Annotated in this window: 19 protein-coding genes; 15 read left to right on the forward strand and 4 right to left on the reverse strand. The window is 65.3% G+C overall.

All coding sequences use genetic code 11. From position 1 onward, the window contains the following. The first annotated feature begins 110 nt into the window (after positions 1–110). From LRS09_RS18755 to LRS09_RS18770, 4 genes are all read left to right on the forward strand, one after another. Positions 111–920, forward strand: coding sequence for an amino acid ABC transporter substrate-binding protein (locus LRS09_RS18755; RefSeq protein ID WP_257808370.1), 810 nt, complete (start codon positions 111–113; stop codon positions 918–920). 248 nt (positions 921–1,168) lie between these two features. Next, positions 1,169–1,669, forward strand: coding sequence for a 2'-5' RNA ligase family protein (locus LRS09_RS18760; RefSeq protein WP_257808371.1), 501 nt, complete (start codon positions 1,169–1,171; stop codon positions 1,667–1,669). Positions 1,670–1,777: 108 nt separating this feature from the next. Then, positions 1,778–2,182 carry a host attachment protein gene (locus LRS09_RS18765; protein ID WP_257808372.1) on the forward strand — a complete coding sequence of 135 codons (405 nt, stop codon included), beginning with the start codon at positions 1,778–1,780 and terminating at the stop codon, positions 2,180–2,182. Positions 2,183–2,267: 85 nt separating this feature from the next. After that, positions 2,268–3,362, forward strand: coding sequence for a nitroreductase family protein (locus LRS09_RS18770; RefSeq protein ID WP_257808373.1), 1,095 nt, complete (start codon positions 2,268–2,270; stop codon positions 3,360–3,362). Between the two features lie 4 nt (positions 3,363–3,366). Here LRS09_RS18770 and LRS09_RS18775 read toward each other — a convergent pair whose 3' ends face one another. Together LRS09_RS18775 and LRS09_RS18780 are read right to left on the reverse strand one after the other, a co-directional pair. After that, complete coding sequence (locus tag LRS09_RS18775) at positions 3,367–3,846, reverse strand: SRPBCC family protein (RefSeq protein ID WP_257808374.1); 480 nt, start codon at positions 3,844–3,846, stop codon at positions 3,367–3,369. Further along, on the reverse strand, positions 3,843–4,181 hold the full coding sequence (locus LRS09_RS18780) for a helix-turn-helix transcriptional regulator (RefSeq protein WP_257808376.1): 339 nt from the start codon (positions 4,179–4,181) through the stop codon (positions 3,843–3,845). Before LRS09_RS18780 ends, LRS09_RS18775 begins: the two co-directional genes overlap by 4 nt. Before the next feature lie 187 nt (positions 4,182–4,368). Here LRS09_RS18780 and LRS09_RS18785 point away from each other — a divergent pair, with 187 nt between their 5' ends. From LRS09_RS18785 to LRS09_RS18810, 6 genes are all read left to right on the forward strand, one after another. Next, the gene (locus tag LRS09_RS18785) at positions 4,369–4,716 is read left to right on the forward strand and encodes a helix-turn-helix transcriptional regulator (protein ID WP_257808377.1); all 348 of its coding nucleotides are present in this window, start codon (positions 4,369–4,371) and stop codon (positions 4,714–4,716) included. Then, complete coding sequence (locus LRS09_RS18790) at positions 4,713–5,168, forward strand: SRPBCC family protein (protein WP_257808378.1); 456 nt, start codon at positions 4,713–4,715, stop codon at positions 5,166–5,168. The genes LRS09_RS18785 and LRS09_RS18790 overlap by 4 nt, the downstream gene beginning before the upstream one ends. A gap of 83 nt (positions 5,169–5,251) precedes the next feature. Next, positions 5,252–5,755 carry a pyridoxamine 5'-phosphate oxidase family protein gene (locus tag LRS09_RS18795; protein WP_257808379.1) on the forward strand — a complete coding sequence of 168 codons (504 nt, stop codon included), beginning with the start codon at positions 5,252–5,254 and terminating at the stop codon, positions 5,753–5,755. Positions 5,756–5,809: 54 nt separating this feature from the next. Further along, positions 5,810–6,925: an aminotransferase gene (locus tag LRS09_RS18800; RefSeq protein WP_257808380.1), complete on the forward strand. Its 1,116-nt coding sequence runs from the start codon at positions 5,810–5,812 to the stop codon at positions 6,923–6,925. Positions 6,926–6,927: 2 nt separating this feature from the next. Continuing rightward, the gene (locus LRS09_RS18805) at positions 6,928–7,278 is read left to right on the forward strand and encodes a Spx/MgsR family RNA polymerase-binding regulatory protein (protein WP_257808381.1); all 351 of its coding nucleotides are present in this window, start codon (positions 6,928–6,930) and stop codon (positions 7,276–7,278) included. Position 7,279: 1 nt separating this feature from the next. Continuing rightward, complete coding sequence (locus LRS09_RS18810) at positions 7,280–7,501, forward strand: type II toxin-antitoxin system HicB family antitoxin (RefSeq protein WP_257808382.1); 222 nt, start codon at positions 7,280–7,282, stop codon at positions 7,499–7,501. 11 nt (positions 7,502–7,512) lie between these two features. Here LRS09_RS18810 and LRS09_RS18815 read toward each other — a convergent pair whose 3' ends face one another. Then, on the reverse strand, positions 7,513–8,763 hold the full coding sequence (locus LRS09_RS18815; RefSeq protein WP_257808383.1) for an aminopeptidase: 1,251 nt from the start codon (positions 8,761–8,763) through the stop codon (positions 7,513–7,515). 295 nt (positions 8,764–9,058) lie between these two features. Here LRS09_RS18815 and LRS09_RS18820 point away from each other — a divergent pair, with 295 nt between their 5' ends. Both LRS09_RS18820 and sbmA read left to right on the forward strand, forming a co-directional pair. Next, a complete protein-coding gene (locus LRS09_RS18820) occupies positions 9,059–10,225 on the forward strand; it encodes a YbfB/YjiJ family MFS transporter (RefSeq protein ID WP_257808384.1) in 1,167 nt (388 codons plus the stop codon). A 113-nt stretch (positions 10,226–10,338) separates the two neighbouring features. After that, positions 10,339–11,616, forward strand: coding sequence for a peptide antibiotic transporter SbmA (gene sbmA / locus LRS09_RS18825; protein ID WP_257808385.1), 1,278 nt, complete (start codon positions 10,339–10,341; stop codon positions 11,614–11,616). Positions 11,617–11,618: 2 nt separating this feature from the next. Here the strand turns inward: sbmA and LRS09_RS18830 are convergent, their stop codons facing one another. After that, on the reverse strand, positions 11,619–12,599 hold the full coding sequence (locus LRS09_RS18830; RefSeq protein WP_257810258.1) for a polysaccharide deacetylase: 981 nt from the start codon (positions 12,597–12,599) through the stop codon (positions 11,619–11,621). A gap of 1,293 nt (positions 12,600–13,892) precedes the next feature. On the opposite strand from LRS09_RS18830, the gene LRS09_RS18835 reads away from it, so the two are divergent. From LRS09_RS18835 to LRS09_RS18845, 3 genes are all read left to right on the forward strand, one after another. Further along, positions 13,893–14,558, forward strand: coding sequence for a tetratricopeptide repeat protein (locus LRS09_RS18835; RefSeq protein WP_257808386.1), 666 nt, complete (start codon positions 13,893–13,895; stop codon positions 14,556–14,558). A gap of 7 nt (positions 14,559–14,565) precedes the next feature. After that, on the forward strand, positions 14,566–15,999 hold the full coding sequence (gene der, locus LRS09_RS18840) for a ribosome biogenesis GTPase Der (protein WP_257808387.1): 1,434 nt from the start codon (positions 14,566–14,568) through the stop codon (positions 15,997–15,999). Positions 16,000–16,141: 142 nt separating this feature from the next. Beyond that, complete coding sequence (locus LRS09_RS18845; protein ID WP_257808388.1) at positions 16,142–17,296, forward strand: cell wall hydrolase; 1,155 nt, start codon at positions 16,142–16,144, stop codon at positions 17,294–17,296. The last annotated feature ends 163 nt before the right edge of the window (positions 17,297–17,459 follow it).

Below are 17,459 nucleotides of genomic sequence, written 5' to 3' on the forward strand. Positions count from 1 at the left end.
AAACTGGAGAGAATTTGCAGTCGGGGTGTTGAGAGGTCCACACATGGCGAGATTTGCGTTGGTTGCGATTGCCTGGACGTTGATGTGCCCAGTCCAGACGGAGGCGGTTCATGCCGGCACGCTGTCGCAAATTGCCGAAAGTGGGGTCATTCGGGCTGGGCATAAGAGCTGACGCCGTACCGTTTGCCTATCTGGCCGAAGACGGCAAACCGGAAGGCTTTTCCGTCGACCTGATAGAGGAGATCCGCGCCGCGGCGGAGGCGCGTCTCGGGCGACCGGTGCGGACGGAACTGAGCCGGGTAACGCCGTCGAATCGCTTGCAGATGGTCGCATCCGGCGCGCTCGATATCGTTTGCGAGATTACGACGCCGACTTGGGACCGTGAGAAGCTCGTGGACTTTTCGGTTCCCTTTTTCAGGGATGGCACCCGTATTCTGGCGTTCCGGGATACGCTGAAAACCACGCCGGACATAAAGGACATGACGATCGGCGTGGCTGAGGGCACGACGACAGGCGATATCCTGACAGAGGCCTTGCCGGGAATGGTGACGCGTGCCTACCCGTCGATGGACGAGGCATTCGCTGCGCTCAGAAGCGGCGAGGTCCAAGGGGTGGCCAATATCGGCATCATCCTGCTCGGCTTGTCGCGAAAGCTGGAACCGGACCGCAGCGTCGTTCTGCTGCCGCGCACCGAGCCCCTGGGCAATGAGACAATGGCCTGCATGCTGCCGCAAGACGACAGCGAGTGGCGGGATTTCGTCAACGCCACCATCATCGGGCTGACGCGTGACCTTGCCGACTATCGCGGCCGCTACATGCAGATTTATGATAAGTGGTTCGGACGCGAGGGCCGACTGGTCTATCCTCTGGACCGGTCGACCCGCGATTATCTGCTGCACGCAAACATCTGGGCGCGATAGGCTCTTGAACCGCAGAGCAGGGGCGGCGGATCAAGGTTCGGTCGCCAAGGGCCGGTCACGTTCAAGCGCCACGCTTGCTGCCGAGCTTGAAATGTTCATGTTTTGTTCTATTCTGTCTTCCGCGATCCTCTGGGAGTTCGCGAAATGGAACAATTGTCGTTCGACCTGCCGTCGCTGCCTCGCGCGACGGTTCACGTGCTCTTCTTCGCGCTGCGGCCTGATGCGGCCGTGAACGCCGAGGTGGATCGATGCCTGCCTATCTGGCGCGGCCGGCTCGGCCTGCGCGGCAAGGTGGTGGCGCCCGCATGCGCCGGCACGTTTCCCTGCTGGTGCTCGGGCCGCGGACGCTGTTGCCGGACGGTCATGTCGAGCGCGTTTGCAGCGCGACGGCCGGTTTCTCCTGCCCGCCGTTCGAAATCCGGTTCGACAGGATCATGGATTTCGGAGGCAGCATCGTCCTGACCGGCGGCAACGGCAATCCGGCGACGGACACTTTCCGGCAGGCCCTCGCGACGCGGCTGCGGAATTTGCTGCCACGGCAGCAGGGCCGGTTCACGGCCCACATGACGCTGCTGCACGACCAGGCGGCCTCCTTCACGACCTCCAGGATCGAGCCGCTGGGCTGGATCGTTCGAGACTTCGTCCTCATCGAGAGCTATCAGGGCGAAGGGTTCCATGCCGAAGCCGGCCGCTGGCCCCTTGCGCACGGTGCGGCCGTCCCTGCAATCGATGCTGTTGCGGCGACTTGACGAGGATCAAGGTCTTTTACCTCGGTGCGGCCCAAAGGAGGAGCAAGACCGACGAGGCCTCCGTTCGGGCGTGCGCGTGGGCGGTCGAGAGAATGCGGGAGAAAGCGAATGATCCTACTCAATGAAACGACCGTCGCCGTGGTCGACGGCGCGAGGCTCCGCCTGTTCCGGAACAGGGGCCATGAACCGCAGATCGATCTCGTGGAACTTGCGGAGCCAGCGATCGCTGCCGAAAACCAGGGCTCGGGCGGGCGCCATCACAGTTCGACCGCCAATCCAGACATGTCCCGTCTTGCCGAGGACAATTTCGCAGCCGCGGCGGCGGACCACCTCAATCGCCAGGTGCTTTCAGGCGAAATCGGCACGCTTTTCGTCATCGCCGATCCGCGGACGCTGGGAGAACTGCGCCGCCACTTCCATGACACGGTGCGCGCGAAGCTCGTCGGGGATCTCGCAAAGGACCTCACGGCGCAGGACAGGCAGGACATCGAGAGGATCCTCGCCAAGGCATAGACGGGTCATTCCAGTCCGCCGACGCCGGGGCATCCGGGGCTCGGGTCAGGGATCGGTGAACAACCCCGCGAAAGGAGATCGCAGCATGAACAGGCGTCGTCTTCTTGGGGCAATGGCCGGACTCGCCGTCCTTGGTGGCGGTGGCGTCTTCGCTTGGAACCGGGCCACCGGATCGCTCGCCGACTACGAGCGCTATGCGGCCCGCCTTCGTGCGCCGCTTTCCGGGAGGCCGGATCTGAAAAACCTCGTCCGTTATGCGACGCTGGCCGCCAACAGCCATAACACGCAGGCCTGGCGGTTCGCCGCGACGCAGACCGCCATCGGCCTCTTGCCGGACGAGAGCCGCCGCACGCCGGTGGTCGATCCGGACGACCATCATCTTTATGTCAGCCTGGGCTGCGCGGCGGAGAACCTCGCCATTGCGGGGCGTGCCGGCGGCTGGCCGGGCGAGCTGCTGGCAGCACCGGGCGACGGCAGTGCGATCGGCTATGATTTCGCGGAAGGCGCAGCGCAGGCCGATCCGCTGTTCGACGCCATCCCGCTGCGCCAGTCGACGCGCGCCGACTATGACGGCCGGCCCGTCGCACCGGCGGATCTGGCAGCGCTCGAGAAGGCAGCCGCCGAGCCCGGCGTCCGGCTGGTGATCCTGACCGAGGAAACGGCGCGGGCGAAACTGCGCGACCTGATCGTCGCCGGCAACGACGCCCAGATGATGGCCCCCGCCTTCGTGGCCGAACTGCTGCAGTGGATCCGCTTCAACCCGCGCGACGCCATGCGCACGGGCGACGGGCTGTTGTCCGCCGCAAGCGGCAGCCCGTCCCTGCCGGGCGCGGTCGGCCGCCGCCTCTTTCCGCTCGTCGCCACGCCGAAGGGCGAGGCGGACCGTTATGCCCGCCAGGCCGCGTCGACCCCCGCCTTCGCCGTGTTCCTCGCCGATCGCGCCGACAGCGGGCACTGGATCGCGGTCGGCCGCGCCTGCCAGCGCATGCTGCTGACGGCGACGACGCTCGGGCTGCGGCACGCCTTCGTCAACCAGCCGGTCGAGGTGGCCGCGTTCAGGTCCGATCTCGCCGCGCTCGCGGGCGAGGCGGGCAGGCGGCCCGACCTCGTTCTGCGGCTCGGCTACGGGCCAACGATGCCGTATTCGCCGCGCCGCCCGGTGGAGGCGGTGCTGGTATAGCGGCCTACTTGCCCGCCTTGATGTGCTCCACCATCTGGGTCACGACAGTGCCCCAGCCGTCGTGGAAGCCCATTTCCTCGTGGCTCTTGCGGGTCTCGTCATTGCCGTGAATGGCGATCGCCTTGTAGCGTGTCCCGCTGCCGGCGGGGGTCAGTTCGAGGACCGCCGTGAAGAACGGCTTGGCCGAGGGGCGGTAGCCAGGCAGCAGCGTGTCGGTGAAGACCAGCCGCTGGTGCGGGACCACCTCGAGGTAGCACCCGACATTCTCGAACTCCTGGCCTTCCGGCGAGCGCATCGTCGAGGCGAAGATGCCGCCGGGGCGCAGGTCGATCTCAACCGAGGTGATCGACCAGGGCTTGGGCACGAACCACTCCTTCAGGCTGGACGGGGTCGTCCACGCCTTCCAGACAAGTTCTACGGGAACGTCGATCTCGCGCTCCAGAACAAGGTCCAGCTTCGGGTCGATCTTGATCACGGACGTCATTCGGCATTCTCCTCTCTGATGGACAAAAGATAATTGTCGAGCCGGTCGAGCCGGCGCTCCCACAGGGTGCGCTGCTTGCCGAGCCAGTCCTCCGCGAGCTTCAACTGCTCGGAGGCGACCTGATAGGTGCGCACGCGGCCTTCCTTGCGCGACCGCACGAGACCGCAATTTTCCAGCACCCTGAGATGTTCCATGAACGAGGGCAGGGCCATCTTGTAGGGCGCGGCGAGTTCCGAGACCGAGGCCTGCCGCGCGCTCAGCCGCTCGATCACGCTGCGCCGCGTCGGATCCGCGAGCGCGCGAAAGATGCCGTCGACCGCGGACGGGCTGGGCATCGATGTGGTCTGCTCCTGCAGCATCTCGGGTGAGGCTCTCCAGCGGCGTCGCGCGCCGCAGGCTGGATACCTCATTAATATACTTAGGTCAAATCCTAAGTGTTGGCTGGTGGCAGCTCACTAAGAAAGTTAGGCACTTGCTAAACTATCGCTTGACGCAAGGCGTCGCTCGCAGATAGTAAAGCATATGCTTAACCAATCGACCGATCTCGACCGTATGTTCCACGCGCTCTCCGACCCCGGCCGCCGGGCGATGCTCGATCGGCTCGTGCGCGGTCCGGCGAGCGTCAAGGACCTGGCGGAGCCTTTGGCGATGAGCCTGCCGGCGGTACTGCAGCATCTCCAGGTGCTCGAGGTCGGCGGACTGGTGACGTCGCAGAAGATCGGCCGGGTGCGCACATGCAGCCTGCGTCCCGATGCGCTGCGCGCGGCGGAGGCCTGGCTCAGCGACCGCCGCGGCATCTGGGAAAGCCGGTTCGACCGGCTGGGCCAGTTCCTTTCCGAACAAGACGATCAATCAGGAGACAGGTCATGAGTGTCACGCATGCGTCCTTCACCATCGAACGCGATTATCCCCAGCCGCCCGCCAGGGTGTTCGCCGGCTATGCAGACCCCGCCGCCAAGCGCCGCTGGCTGATCGAGGGAGAAGGCTTCACGGTGGAAAGCTACCAGCCGGGCTTCGGGGTAGGGGAGGCCGAACATTCAAGCTTCCGCTTCAAGGGCGGCCCGCTGATCACCAACGACACGGTCTACACCGATATCGAGGAGGGACGGCGCATCGTCTTCACCTACTGGATGACGCTGGAGGGCAAGCCGATGTCGACCTCGCTGGTGACGGTGCTGATCGAGCCGAACGGAACAGGCACCAGGATGACCTTCACCGAACAGGGCGCCTACAACGAGGGCTTCGCCGACGTCGCCGGCCGCGAGCAGGGCACGCGCCTTCTGCTCGACGCGCTGGAGCGAGACCTGTCCGCGAACGGCTGAAAAGCGTTGGCACGCATGATGTCCGGAACCAAGGCCGCGGGAGACGGTTTCCCCATCTCTCAACCGCTAGGGAAGGACGAAAAATGGCCCGTGAAGAACAGACCGACAAGACCCCCGCAGAATTGATCGACCGCGCGTGGGATCTCGCCGAGTCGATCGGCATCTGCAACTTCAACACCTGGAACGGCCGCGAGCTCCACTCGCGTCCGATGGATGCCAAGATCGAGCGCGACGAGGAGGCGGTCTATTTCCTCACCGACGTGGAAAGCTACAAGGTCGATGAACTGGAGCGCTTTCCGGTATCGACGCTCTCCTTCGCAGACCCGGACTCGTACAAGTTCGTCACGATGACGGGCAGGGCGAGCGTGTCGAACGACCGGGCAAGGATCAAGGAATTCTGGTCCGACGCCAACAAGATGTGGTGGGATTCGGAAGACGATCCGCGCATCCGTCTCGTCACCTTTATCCCCGACGACGCCGAGATATGGGACAGCCCAGGCAAGGTGATCTCGGGTATCAAGATGCTTACCGCCGCGGTCACCGGCGCCAAGCCGAAGCTCGGCGACCACGCCAAGGTCGCGATGTAACGCCCTCGACATCGGGAGCCCGCTCGGCCACCTTCGCAGGTCGGAGGTGGCCGCATGCATATCAGGGAATTTGCCGTCGAGACGTGGATGAATGCGCACGAGACACGGTGCGCATGGAACCTCGCGGAAACCTGTGTCGCCTCGATCACCGTGCAGGAACTGCTCGACCTTGCCGGCAAGGGCAATTCCTCCCTCGACGACCTTCTGCCGATGAAGCTCACTTACGGCGCCATCGAAGGATCGGAGCGGCTGCGCGAGGCCATCGCCGCGCTCTACGAAACGAAATCGGCCTCCGACGTGCTCGTCACCCACGGCGCGATCGGCGCGAACGCGCTGGTGTATCAGGCGCTTGTAGGCCCGGGTGACGTCATCGTGTCGGTCCTGCCTACCTACCAGCAGCACTATTCGATCCCCGAAAGCCTCGGCGCAGAGGTGCGGCCGCTCTGGCTGCGCGCGGAGGACGGTTTCCTGCCCGATCTCGACCGCTTGCGCGATCTAGCGCGGGGCGCGAAGCTCATCGCACTGACCAACCCGAACAATCCGACCGGCGCACTGATCGACCGTTCGATGCTGGAGGAGATCGTCGCGATCGCGCGCGGCGCAGGCGCATGGCTGCTCGCCGACGAGGTCTATCGCGGCGTCGATCAGGAGGGCGACGGCTTCACCGCCTCTCTCGCCGACCTCTACGAGAAGGGCATCTCGACCGGCTCGATGTCGAAGGCCTATGCGCTGGCGGGCCTGAGGCTCGGCTGGATCGTCGCTCCGAAGGAAGTCCTCTCGGCCGCGATGATCCATCGCGACTACAATACGATCAGCGTCTCGATGATCGACGACCATCTCGCCGCCCTTGCGCTGGAAGCGCGCGACCGCGTCTTGGCGCGCAGCCGCGACATCACTCGTGGCAACCTCGCCATCCTGTCCGACTGGGTCGCCGCCGAGCCGCTGATTTCCTGGGTCAGGCCGCGCTCCGGCACCACCGCCTTGCTCTGCTACGACCTGGACATGTCCTCGGTCGAGTTCTGCTCGCGCCTGCTCGACGAGACCGGCGTACTCCTTGTCCCCGGCTCCGCCTTCGACATGGACGGACACGTCCGCATCGGCTACGCCAACGCCCCGGACATCCTGCGCGAGGGACTCGCGCGCACCTCGATATTCCTGAAAGGGCTTTGATCTTGGCTGCCACGCTCTACGGCTTCAAATCCTGCAGCACCGTCAAGTCGGCGCGCAAATGGCTCGACGACCATGGAGTCGAGCACAGCTTTTTCGACTACCGCGTCGACAAGCTCGACCCGAAGGTGGTGGACGACTGGTTCAAGCGGGCCGGGTGGGAGGCGGTGTTCAACCGCAACTCCACCACCTTCAAGGAACTGCCCGAGGCCGAGAAGGAGGGAATCGACGCGAAGAAAGCCCGCGCCATGATCCTCGCCGAGACCAACCTCATCAAGCGCCCGGTGCTCGACACCGGCAAGGCCCTGCTCTTCGGCTTCAAGGCCAACGCCTACGCGGGAGCTACGGGGAAGTAGCTTGCCTCGGAACCATGCCATCGCGGTCTTCTGGTCGGACGCAGACAAGGCGTGGATAGCCGATGCGCCGAACCTCAAGCCCTGCTCGGCCTTCGGTGCGACGCCAGAGGAGGCGGTGAGCGAGCTGCGGGCCGCGATGGCTGCGTGGATCGAGACGGCCAAGGCAAACGGCATGCCGCTGCCTGAGCCATTGTTTCGACAGGCACTGCCTGCCGCCGAGTAGCTACCGAGTAGCTACGCCCACTCGCCCTTGCGGAACACCGGCTCGCGGCGGCCGTCGACATGCATGCCGTCGATGTCTACCTCGTCCGAGCCGATCATCCAGTCGATGTGGATGAAGCTCTTGTTGCCGCCGCGTGCCGCGATCTCTTCCGCCGAAAGATTCGCGCCGTCGATGAAGCACTTCGAATAGCACTGGCCGAGCGCGATGTGGCAGGCGGCGTTCTCGTCGAACAATGTGTTGTAGAACAGGAGCCCGCTTTTCGAAATCGGCGAGGAGTGCGGCACCAGCGCGACTTCGCCGAGCCGCGAGGCGCCTTCGTCGGTCTCCAGCACTTTCCGCAGCACGTCCTCACCGCGCGAGGCCTTCGCCTCGACGATGCGTCCGTCCTCGAAGCGCACTTCGATGTTCTCGATCAGCGTGCCCTGGTGCGACAGGGGCTTGGTGGAGCGCGCGGTGCCCGACACGCGCCTTGCATGCGGAGTGGTGAACACCTCCTCGGTCGGGATGTTGGGATTGCAGGTGATGCCATTCTTTGCCGTCGAGGCGCCGCCCTGCCATTCGTGCCCGTCGGCCAGCCCGACGACGAGATCGGTTCCGGGTCCCTTGAAATGCAGCGCGGAAAAGTTCCGGCCGTTGAGCCAGGCTGTGCGCTCGGCGAGCTGGGCGTTGTGCGCCTTCCATTCGGCTACCGGATCGTCGCGGTCGACCCGGCTCGCCGCGAAGATCGCATGCGCCAGCTTGGCCACCGCCATCTCCTCGCTGTCCTGCGGAAAGACGAGCTTCGCCCAGCTCGGCCCGGGATAGGCGACAATGTTCCAGTTGATGTCGAAACCGGCGATCTTCTCCAGCGCCGGCTGGTAGGCGATCGAGTTCGCCTTGTTGGCGCGAGCGACCTTGGACGGGTCCTCGCCCGACAAGAGCATCGGATTGTCGCCGACGATGGCAAGCCGCGCGGCATTGCCGGAGAACGCCTTCGCCATGCCCTCGTAGAGCCAGCTCGACGCCCGGTCGAAGCTCTCGTCTGGCGCGTTTTGGTAGCGCGAAAGCGTGATTTCTTCGTCGGAGAGGAACGGCGTTACCAGTCCCGCGCCTGCCTTGTAGGCGTGGTCGACGATGCGCCGCACCAAAGGCAGCGCCGACACCGGCGCGGTCATCACCAGATCCTGGCCAGGTTCCAGTCTGAGGCCCACCTTCACCGCGACTTCGGCGAGGCGGTCGAGGTGGGCGGGATCGATGATGGCGTGATTGTAGGGATAGTCCATGTCGCACATCCTGGCTGGGGATCGGTCACCCGGATGTGCGACGTCTCGGCCCCGATCGCAAGGGTGAAATGCGCGTCGCCGGTCAGCCCAGCCCGAAGAAGGACAGCACCGCGAGCACGACCACGATCAGGCCGATGAGGTAGATGATGCCATTCATGTGCTCTCTCCATGTGGTGGTGTTTCGGTTTTCCAACTGCCTTCCTTTGAAATCGTTCCCCCGCCGCACGGCCGCTATGCGCTCTGGACCAGTGCTTTTGCGTTGCAACATGCGCGTCTCCAGCTAGGTTGCGCGTCGATGCCGACCTCCTCCGTCTCGCCCTATCGCTACGCCCTCGGCGGCATGATCGGCATGGCCGCTGGCATGGGCATCGGCCGCTTCATCTACACGCCGCTGCTTCCCGGCATGATGGAGGAACTCGGCCAGTCGGCGTCGGATGCCGGCCTGATCGCATCGGCCAACTTCCTCGGCTATCTCGTCGGCGCCGTGCTTGCCGCCGGCGGCTGGGCGCAGGGCCGTGAACGCGTGCTGATGCTGGTCGGCGTCGGCGGCACCGCCGTGCTCGCGGCGCTGATGGCGCTCACCGACAATCTTTTCGCCTTCATGGCGATCCGCTTCCTGGCCGGGGTGGCGAGCGCCTTCATGCTCGTCTTCCTGGCGACGATCGTCTTCGGCCATCTCGCCAGAGCCGGCCGGACTGACCTTCAGGCGCTACATTTCGGCGGCGTCGGGATCGGCATCGCCGTTTCCGCGATAGCCAGCGGCGCGATGGTGATGTGGCATGCGCCCTGGCAGGCGGGCTGGATCTCCGCCGCGGTCCTGTCTGCGCTCAGCTTCGTGGCTGTCCTCCTTCTTGTGCCAGACGGCCCCGTCGCCGCGGCCGAGGCGGGGCGGGAGCCGCCGCTGCCGAAAAGCCCGGCGCTGCGGCGGATGATCCTGTCTTACGGTCTGTTCGGCTTCGGCTATGTCGTCACCGCCACCTTCCTGGTCGCCATCGTGCGGGCGGGCGAGGGCGGGCGCCTGTTCGAATCCGTAGTCTGGCTGGTCACCGGCCTGTCTATCATCGCCTCGACCTGGTTCTGGAATGCCGCGGCCTCCCGCCTTGGCGCAACCACCGCCTATGCCGTCGGCATGCTCGTCGAGGCGGCGGGCGTGATCGCGAGCGTGGCGATCGGCGGCTATGCCGGCCCGCTCATTGCAGCGGTGCTGCTCGGCGGCACTTTCGTCGCCGTGACGGCCATCGGCCTTCAGATCGCCCGCCGGCTGGCCGACGCCTCGCCGCGCAAGGGGCTGGCGATGATGACGGCGGCCTTCGGCGTCGGCCAGATCCTCGGCCCCATCGTCGCCGGCTACCTTGCCGACATGACCGGGTCCTATGCCTGGCCTTCGGCCGTGGCGGCGCTGGTCCTCGTCGCCTGCGCCTTCCTCGCCTGGGATGCCGGGCGCCGCACCGGCGTCAGGTGACAGAGACGGCGCTTCTCGCGTGACCAAAACGTAATGATTGCGGCCATTCCAATCGCCGCATTCTTGTGACTTGATGCGACCACCGAATCCGCAGTCACAAGGATTTCCCGCCCGTGTTCGTATCGTTCTTTCCCAAGCCGAAGCTGTTTTTTATCAGCGCTGTCGGCTGGGCTGCAGTCATGATCCTGGCGTGGTACTTTGCCGGTGAACAACTCGGCGCGGCCCTTTGGCCAGCGGTAGCTGATGCCGAAGCCGCTCGCCTCCTAAATCCGCTGCGGTTCATCACCGCACCGTTTATCTGGTTCTATGTCTACTTCTGGCTAGGGGTTCTGCTCTTTTATCTGTTTTGGCGCTGGTACTCGCCGCATCCGTGGTTGAACTGGTCCGTTCTCGGGACTGCCTTGATCATCTTCGCGGCTTATTTCAACGTTCAGGTTTCGGTTGCTTTGAACGATTGGCGTGGCCCGTTCTACGACTTGATCGTCAAGGCGTTGACCCCACCTGCCTCCGTCGAGCTTGCAGATGTCTATAGTGGTGCCGGATCGTTCTTGGCCCTGGCTTTGGTGGGAATAACCGTCAGTGTATTGAGCATATTTTTCTCCAAGCACTACATTTTCCGGTGGCGCACCGCGATGAACGACTTCTACGTCGCCAATTGGGAGCGCTTGCGCCGTATCGAAGGCGCATCCCAACGTGTTCAAGAAGACACGATGCGATTCTCCGAGATCATGCAAAGCATGGGGGACAAGTTCGTGGATTCGATCATGACCTTGATCGCCTTCACGCCGCAGCTGATACTCCTCTCGGCGAGCGTCTCGGAGATTCCGATCCTCGGGGCCATTCCTTACCCGCTTGTTTTCGCCGCGATCGGCTGGGCGCTTTTCGGAACTGTGCTTCTGGCTGTCGTGGGTGTCAGGCTTCCCGGACTGGAGTTTAGAAACCAGCGTGTCGAGGCAGCATTCCGCAAGGAACTGGTCTACGGAGAAGACGATCCGACGCGAGCACAGCCGATCACGTTGACCGAGCTGTTCGCAAATGTGCGTCGCAACTATTTCACCCTTTATGCGCACTACGTCTATTTCGACGTGACGCGTTACCTCTACCTTCAGACCGACGTGATCTTCGCGACGCTTATCCTGGCTCCTTCGATTGCCGCCGCCAAGTTCTCGTTTGGTGTGTATCAGCAGATCGTATCGGCCTTCACCCAGGTCACGAACTCGTTCCAATATCTGGTGAATTCTTGGCCGACGATCGTGACGCTGATCTCGATCTACAAGCGCCTTCGCGCTTTTGAAGCCACGCTTGACGGCGAGGCTCTGCCCGAGATTGACCGGCGCTATCTCGAGCGTGAGGCGGCGGGAATGAAGCCGGAAGACCAGCCGGCGTCTTAAGATCAGCCGCCGGCGGCGGCCGTGTCGACCGGTCGGGGCGGATTGGCGCGGAGCCAGTCCGCGTAGGATACGCAGGCGACGTCCGGCCTGACGCAGACCTCGCGCGCGAAGCGTTCGAGCGCAGTCCAGTAGGCGCCGCCGTTCATCGGCTGGAAGTGGAAGCCGATCTGCAGCGGCGTGCGCGCGCCGCCAAGTTCCGCCTCGAAGGCGCCCTTGAAGGCCTGGTAGGTGCGTTCGGCGAACTCCTCGGCCTGGCTCGCGCGCTCGAACCCGCCCGAGTGGCGGACGAAGAGATTGTAGTCCATCGCGATGATGCGCCGGCCCTTCGGTCCCTCGGGGATCATCGGCAGGGCGAATTCGGTGAGCGCGGCGCGCCGCAGCGGCGCTTGCGGCCCGCGCGATACGCCGCTCGCATCGTAGGCGAAACCGGCCTCGGCGAGAGCCGGCGCGAGGCCGGCCGAGGTCGAGAGGTAGGGCACGCGGAAGCCCTTGAAGCCGTGCCGGACGAAGTCGTCCCAGCCGGCCGGCGCGTTTCCGCCGCTGGCGGTCCAGGCCTTGGCCATTACCTTGCCGAATGTGTTGAACTCGGCGGTCCAGTCGGCTTGCGACCAGTCCTTGCCGTCGAAATGGCCGCAGGCGTGGCTCGCTATGTCATGGCCCGACTGGTAGGCCGCCCAGACATGGCCGAGCCGCGCCTGGACGTCGGCGGCGGTGTCGCCGAAGCCGACATTGGAGCGGCCGGCGCGCTTGCCGGGCGCCTGGTAGCCCGCTTTCGCCTCGGTGGGGATGAAGTAGACGCAGGACAGGAAATAGGTGAAGCGCGCACCCGTCTCGTCGGCGAGCTTCAGGCTGCGCTCCCACAGCGCGTTGTCCTTCGCGCCGTCGAAGGAGATGATGACATATTGCGGGGAGGGGCCTGCCGCAGCCGCAGTCGCGAGAGACACTGCGAGCGCCGAGACACAGGAACGCACCAAAGACTTCATACCCGACCCGCACTTTTCGTCGTGCGGTCGGTAGCCCGAGAATATGGCGGCGGCGCGGAGAGAGGGCGGCGATCCGCCGGCATGGTTAATGGCGGTGGCCTCCGGCGATAAGCGCGCAGTTTCAGCTCGCGCGAGATTGTCGACCGCAGCGGATTTTTCGGCGGACGGAAGCGGGATCGGTCTGAGGCGTTCACCTGTCCTGCACGGGGCAGGACAGGTGCTTCTCAGGACGTGTCGCAGAACTCGACCGGGTACGGCGGCGGCGATGGCGCGCCTCTCGATGAGCGCGCCCAAGCCATGGATCGCGCCACCCTCATTGCCAGCCTCGTCGGAGGCCTGACCCCGGTGCAGGAACGACAGACGGCGCAGATGCGCCGCGATGGCCTGCATGTAGAGCCCGAATGCCCTGAGTGAATCGGCAATATCCTCGGCATCGAAGGGATTGCTGCCGAAGCCGGCCGGCATCATGACGGGCGTCCAAGGCCTGCGTGCGGCGCTGCGGAGCGTGCCTTCGACATAGGCGCTAAGCAACGCATGCGCCTGCCAGGCGGCCCACAGCACGCACCAGCGGACCCAGAACGACCGGCTGGCGGCCTGTTCGGCCATGTCGGCGATCGAGAACAGGCGCATGACGATCCTCGCCTTTAGCGCCTGTTCCCTCCCTGCCTTCGCCCTCCAGCCCATCGCCGGCTCCTTTCATCGCAGCCAGTGTGGTGCATGTCTGGAAGGGTGGGGATGAAAAAAGTTGGCGGTCGTGAGAATCTCGAAGCGGGGCAAGAGGTTGGCGAGGGAAGGGGCGGAAATCGGTCCATCGGATCACGTGCCAGAACTGACCGCTCTGGCTCTTCTCAAGACAGCGCACACCGTCCGCGATCGTCATCCCGGCGACCGGAGGTCAGCCGGGATCGATTGACCTTGGCGGGTTGGCGCTGACCCTTTCTGCGATCGCGAGGGTGTTTTCGGCGTGTAACCGGAGAGAGGAATGGATCCCGGGTCGCCTCCGGCGCCCGGGAAGACGGGCCGCAGGGGGGGCGTCGCACAGAGCGAGCGAGACAGGCGGTTCGCCCCGGCACGGACCATGCAGAGCATGGTGGGGGGCGTTGGGTCTGATCGGATACTCGCCCGCGGTGCGCAGTTCTCTCGCCGTCCCGGCATCTCACCGGCCGGCAGGTTCGCCGCACGAGCCGGCGCGTCGCAGCCATAATTTCCCCGTCGCCCTTCCATAGCGGCGGATTTCGGCTAATAAGGCCGCTCTGAACGCGCGTCAGCGCGCCCTGAAGCCACGGTAGGCAGATGTCCGACGACAGTTTCATCCGCGAAGTCAACGAAGAGATCCGCCAGGAGCAGGCGAGGGCCATCTGGGACCGTTTCGGGCCGATGCTGATCGGCGCCGCCGTTCTCGTGGTCCTCGGCACGGCGGCCTGGGTCGGCTACGACTACTGGCGCACCCAGACGGCGAACGCCTCGGGCGACCGGTTCTCGCAGGCGCTGTCGCTCGCCAATGCCGGCAAGAACGACGAGGCGATCGCGGCGCTCGAGGCGCTGGAGGCCGACGGCTACGGCGCCTATCCGCTGCTCGCCCGCATGCGTGCCGCCACGGTGCTTGTCGACAAGGGCGATTTCGACGGCGCGGTGAAGCAGTTCGACGAGGTCGCTGCCGACGGCTCGATCCCCGGCTCGATCCGCGACATGGCGCGGCTGCGCGCGGCGCTGATCCTGGTCGACCATGGCACGCAGGCGGACGTCGCCTCGCGCGTCGAGGCGCTGACCGCCGAGACCAATCCGCTGCGCCACTCGGCCCGCGAGGCGCTGGCGCTCGTCGCCTGGAAGGAGGGCAGGTTCGCCGACGCGCTGACTCTGTTCGACCAGATCGCCGCCGATTCCGCCGCCCCGCGCAACAACCGCGAGCGCGCCACCCTGATGTCCGAACTGATCCGCAGTTCGGGTTCTGCGTCCTGACGCGCCCATGACCTACACCGTCGCCATTGTCGGCCGTCCCAATGTCGGCAAGTCGACGCTGTTCAACCGCCTCGTCGGCAAGCGTCTGGCGCTGGTGGACGACACGCCGGGCGTGACGCGCGACCGGCGCCGCCACGACGCCAAGCTCTACGACCTCTATTTCGACGTCATCGACACGGCCGGCCTGGAGGTCGCCGACAAATCCTCGCTCGCGGGGCGGATGACCGCCGGCACCGAGAAGGCGCTCGAAGAGGCGGATCTCGTCTTCTTCATCATCGATTCGAAGGCGGGCGTGACGCCCGACGACCGCACCTTTGCCGACGTCGCCCGCCGCTCGGGCAAGCCGGTGATTCTCGTCGCCAACAAGGCCGAGGCGCGCGGCGCGGAAGGCGGCATGCTGGAAGGCTGGGAACTCGGCCTCGGCGAGCCGGTGCCGATCTCCGCCGAGCACGGGCTGGGCCTGCCCGACCTGCGCGACGCGGTGATCGCGGCACTCGGCGAGGAGCGTGCGCTGGGCGAGGACGAGGCGGAGCTCGATCCGCTCGACGATGCGCCGCTGATCGGCGAGGATATTGCCGACCCGGATGCGGAAGAAATCCCCGCCTACGACGCGACCAAGCCGATGCGCATCGCCGTCATCGGCCGCCCCAACGCGGGCAAGTCGACGCTCATCAATGCGCTGATCGGCGAGGAGCGGTTGCTGACCGGCCCGGAGGCCGGCATCACGCGCGATTCGATCTCGGTCGAATGGGAGTATGCCGGCCGCAAGCTCAAGCTGTTCGACACGGCCGGCATGCGCCGCAAGGCCAAGGTGCAGGAGAAGCTCGAAGTGCTGTCGGTGCAGGACGGCCTGCGTGCCATCCGCTTCGCCGAGGTCGTGATCATCGTGCTCGACGCGACGATCCCCTTCGAGAAGCAGGACCTGCAACTGGCCGACCTGATCGTGCGCGAGGGCAGGGCGCCCGTCATCGCCTTCAACAAGTGGGACCTGATCGACAGCCCGCAGCAGACTCTGGCCGAACTGCGCGAGAAGACCGAGCGGCTTTTGCCGCAGGTGCGCGGCATTCAGGCGGTGCCGGTGTCGGCCGAGACCGGGCGCGGGCTCGACAAGCTGATGCAGGCCGTGATGGCCACGCACGAGACCTGGAACATTCGTATTTCGACCGGCCGTCTTAACCGTTGGCTGGAGGGCATTCTGGCGCACCACCCGCCGCCGGCCATCGCCGGACGCCGGCTGAAGATCAAATACATCACCCAGGCGAAGACGCGCCCGCCGGGCTTCGTGTTGTCCGTCACCCGGTCGGACGCCTTCCCGCAATCCTATTTGCGCTATCTGATCAACGGCTTGCGCGAGACGTTCGGTATCCGAGGCGTGCCGGTGCGCATGGTGCTGCGCGAGACGGACAACCCGTTTGCGGGCCGGGCGAAGAAGCGCGGCTGAAACCACATTCCTGCTTTCGGGCCGCCTTATTGCCGTCCCGACGCGGCTGTTAACCGCCCATCAAGGTTAATGCATCACCTTGGCCTTCAAGTTGAGTGATGTCGCGTCCTGGAGAGTGCTTGTGCTTCGTCGGAAGGTTTCTGTGCGTCGTTCGCCGCTCGTGGGCAAACGCAATCTGACGTCCCCCATCCTTGTCGGTCTTGCGCTGTGGCTCGGCTTCCCGACCATCGCGGCCAAGCAGGACATGACCAGTCTGATCTCGGGCGGCGATTCGGGGGCTGCCCGCTGGGGCGCTTTCGTCGAGCGCGCGGTCGCGGGCTCGGTCCATCAGGGCGAGATGAAGTTCACCGACGCGATGCCCACCGGTTCGATCTCGGGGGCGGGCGTGCGCACCGCAGAGCTCGGCGCCGTCGCCTTCCGTGGCAAGACGGAAGCGAGCGACACGCCGGACGAGGCGCGCATCCACCGCGCCGACAAGCAGGGCCGCATCCTCAAGGTCGCCCCGGTCGCCCCGCCCAAGGCCTTCAACGCCGGCTCGGTGTTCGAGCGCCAGAGCTGGCTGCGTCCCGTCGTCGGCGGCACGGAGGCGATGGCCTTCGTCAAGCCGGAGATCAAGGGCAAGGAGATCGAGATCGCCAGCGCCTTCTATGTGCGCCAGGAGAAGAGGAAGGACCCCGGCGTGCCGGCGATGCTCGCCTCGCTGGTCAACAACGACAAGGCCGACATCCTGGCCACCGCCTATGCGCCCGCCAAGCCCGACTACGCCAAGGCCTCGCCCTTCGCGAGCCTGCTGAAGGAGGAAGACCCCAACGCCGGCCGCTTCGTGCCGCCGATGGCGCCGGGCGACCATGCCTGGATGAAGGAGCCGCTGCCGGCGCACGTCTTCACGTCGGCCGAGCAGAAGTGCCTTGCGACCGCGATCTATTTCGAGGCGCGCGGCGAGAGCCTGCGCGGCCAGGCCGCTGTCGCCCAAGTCGTGCTCAACCGCGTCCGCAACCCGACCTATCCGGGCACGGTCTGCGGCGTCGTCTACCAGAACTCCAGCTGGCGCAACCGCTGCCAGTTCTCCTTCGCCTGCGACGGCATCCCGGATCGCGTGCTGAGCCCTGCCGCCTACAAGACCGCCGAGGAGATCGCCATGGCGGTCACCGCCGGCAAGATCTTCATCGAGGAGGTCGGCTCCTCGACGCATTACTATGCGCAATATGTCAGCCCGCGCTGGGCGCGCTCGATGGAGAAGATGAAGAAGATCGGCCTGCACATCTTCTACCGCACCTATGGCGGCGGCTGGAGCTGAGCCCGCGCCTCGGATGAGGCGTCCGTGTGCCCCCGTGTGGCGCGGATTCGGCACATGCGCGTCCGCAAATGCTCCGGGCGGTTTGTCGCACCGGATCAAGTGGCTGATTTTCCTCACTAAAATACATACACAACCAATCGCTTCCCCGGCTTGACTGGGGGGA

Source organism: Mesorhizobium sp. J428, assembly GCF_024699925.1.
Taxonomy (GTDB): Bacteria; Pseudomonadota; Alphaproteobacteria; order Rhizobiales; family Rhizobiaceae; genus Mesorhizobium_A.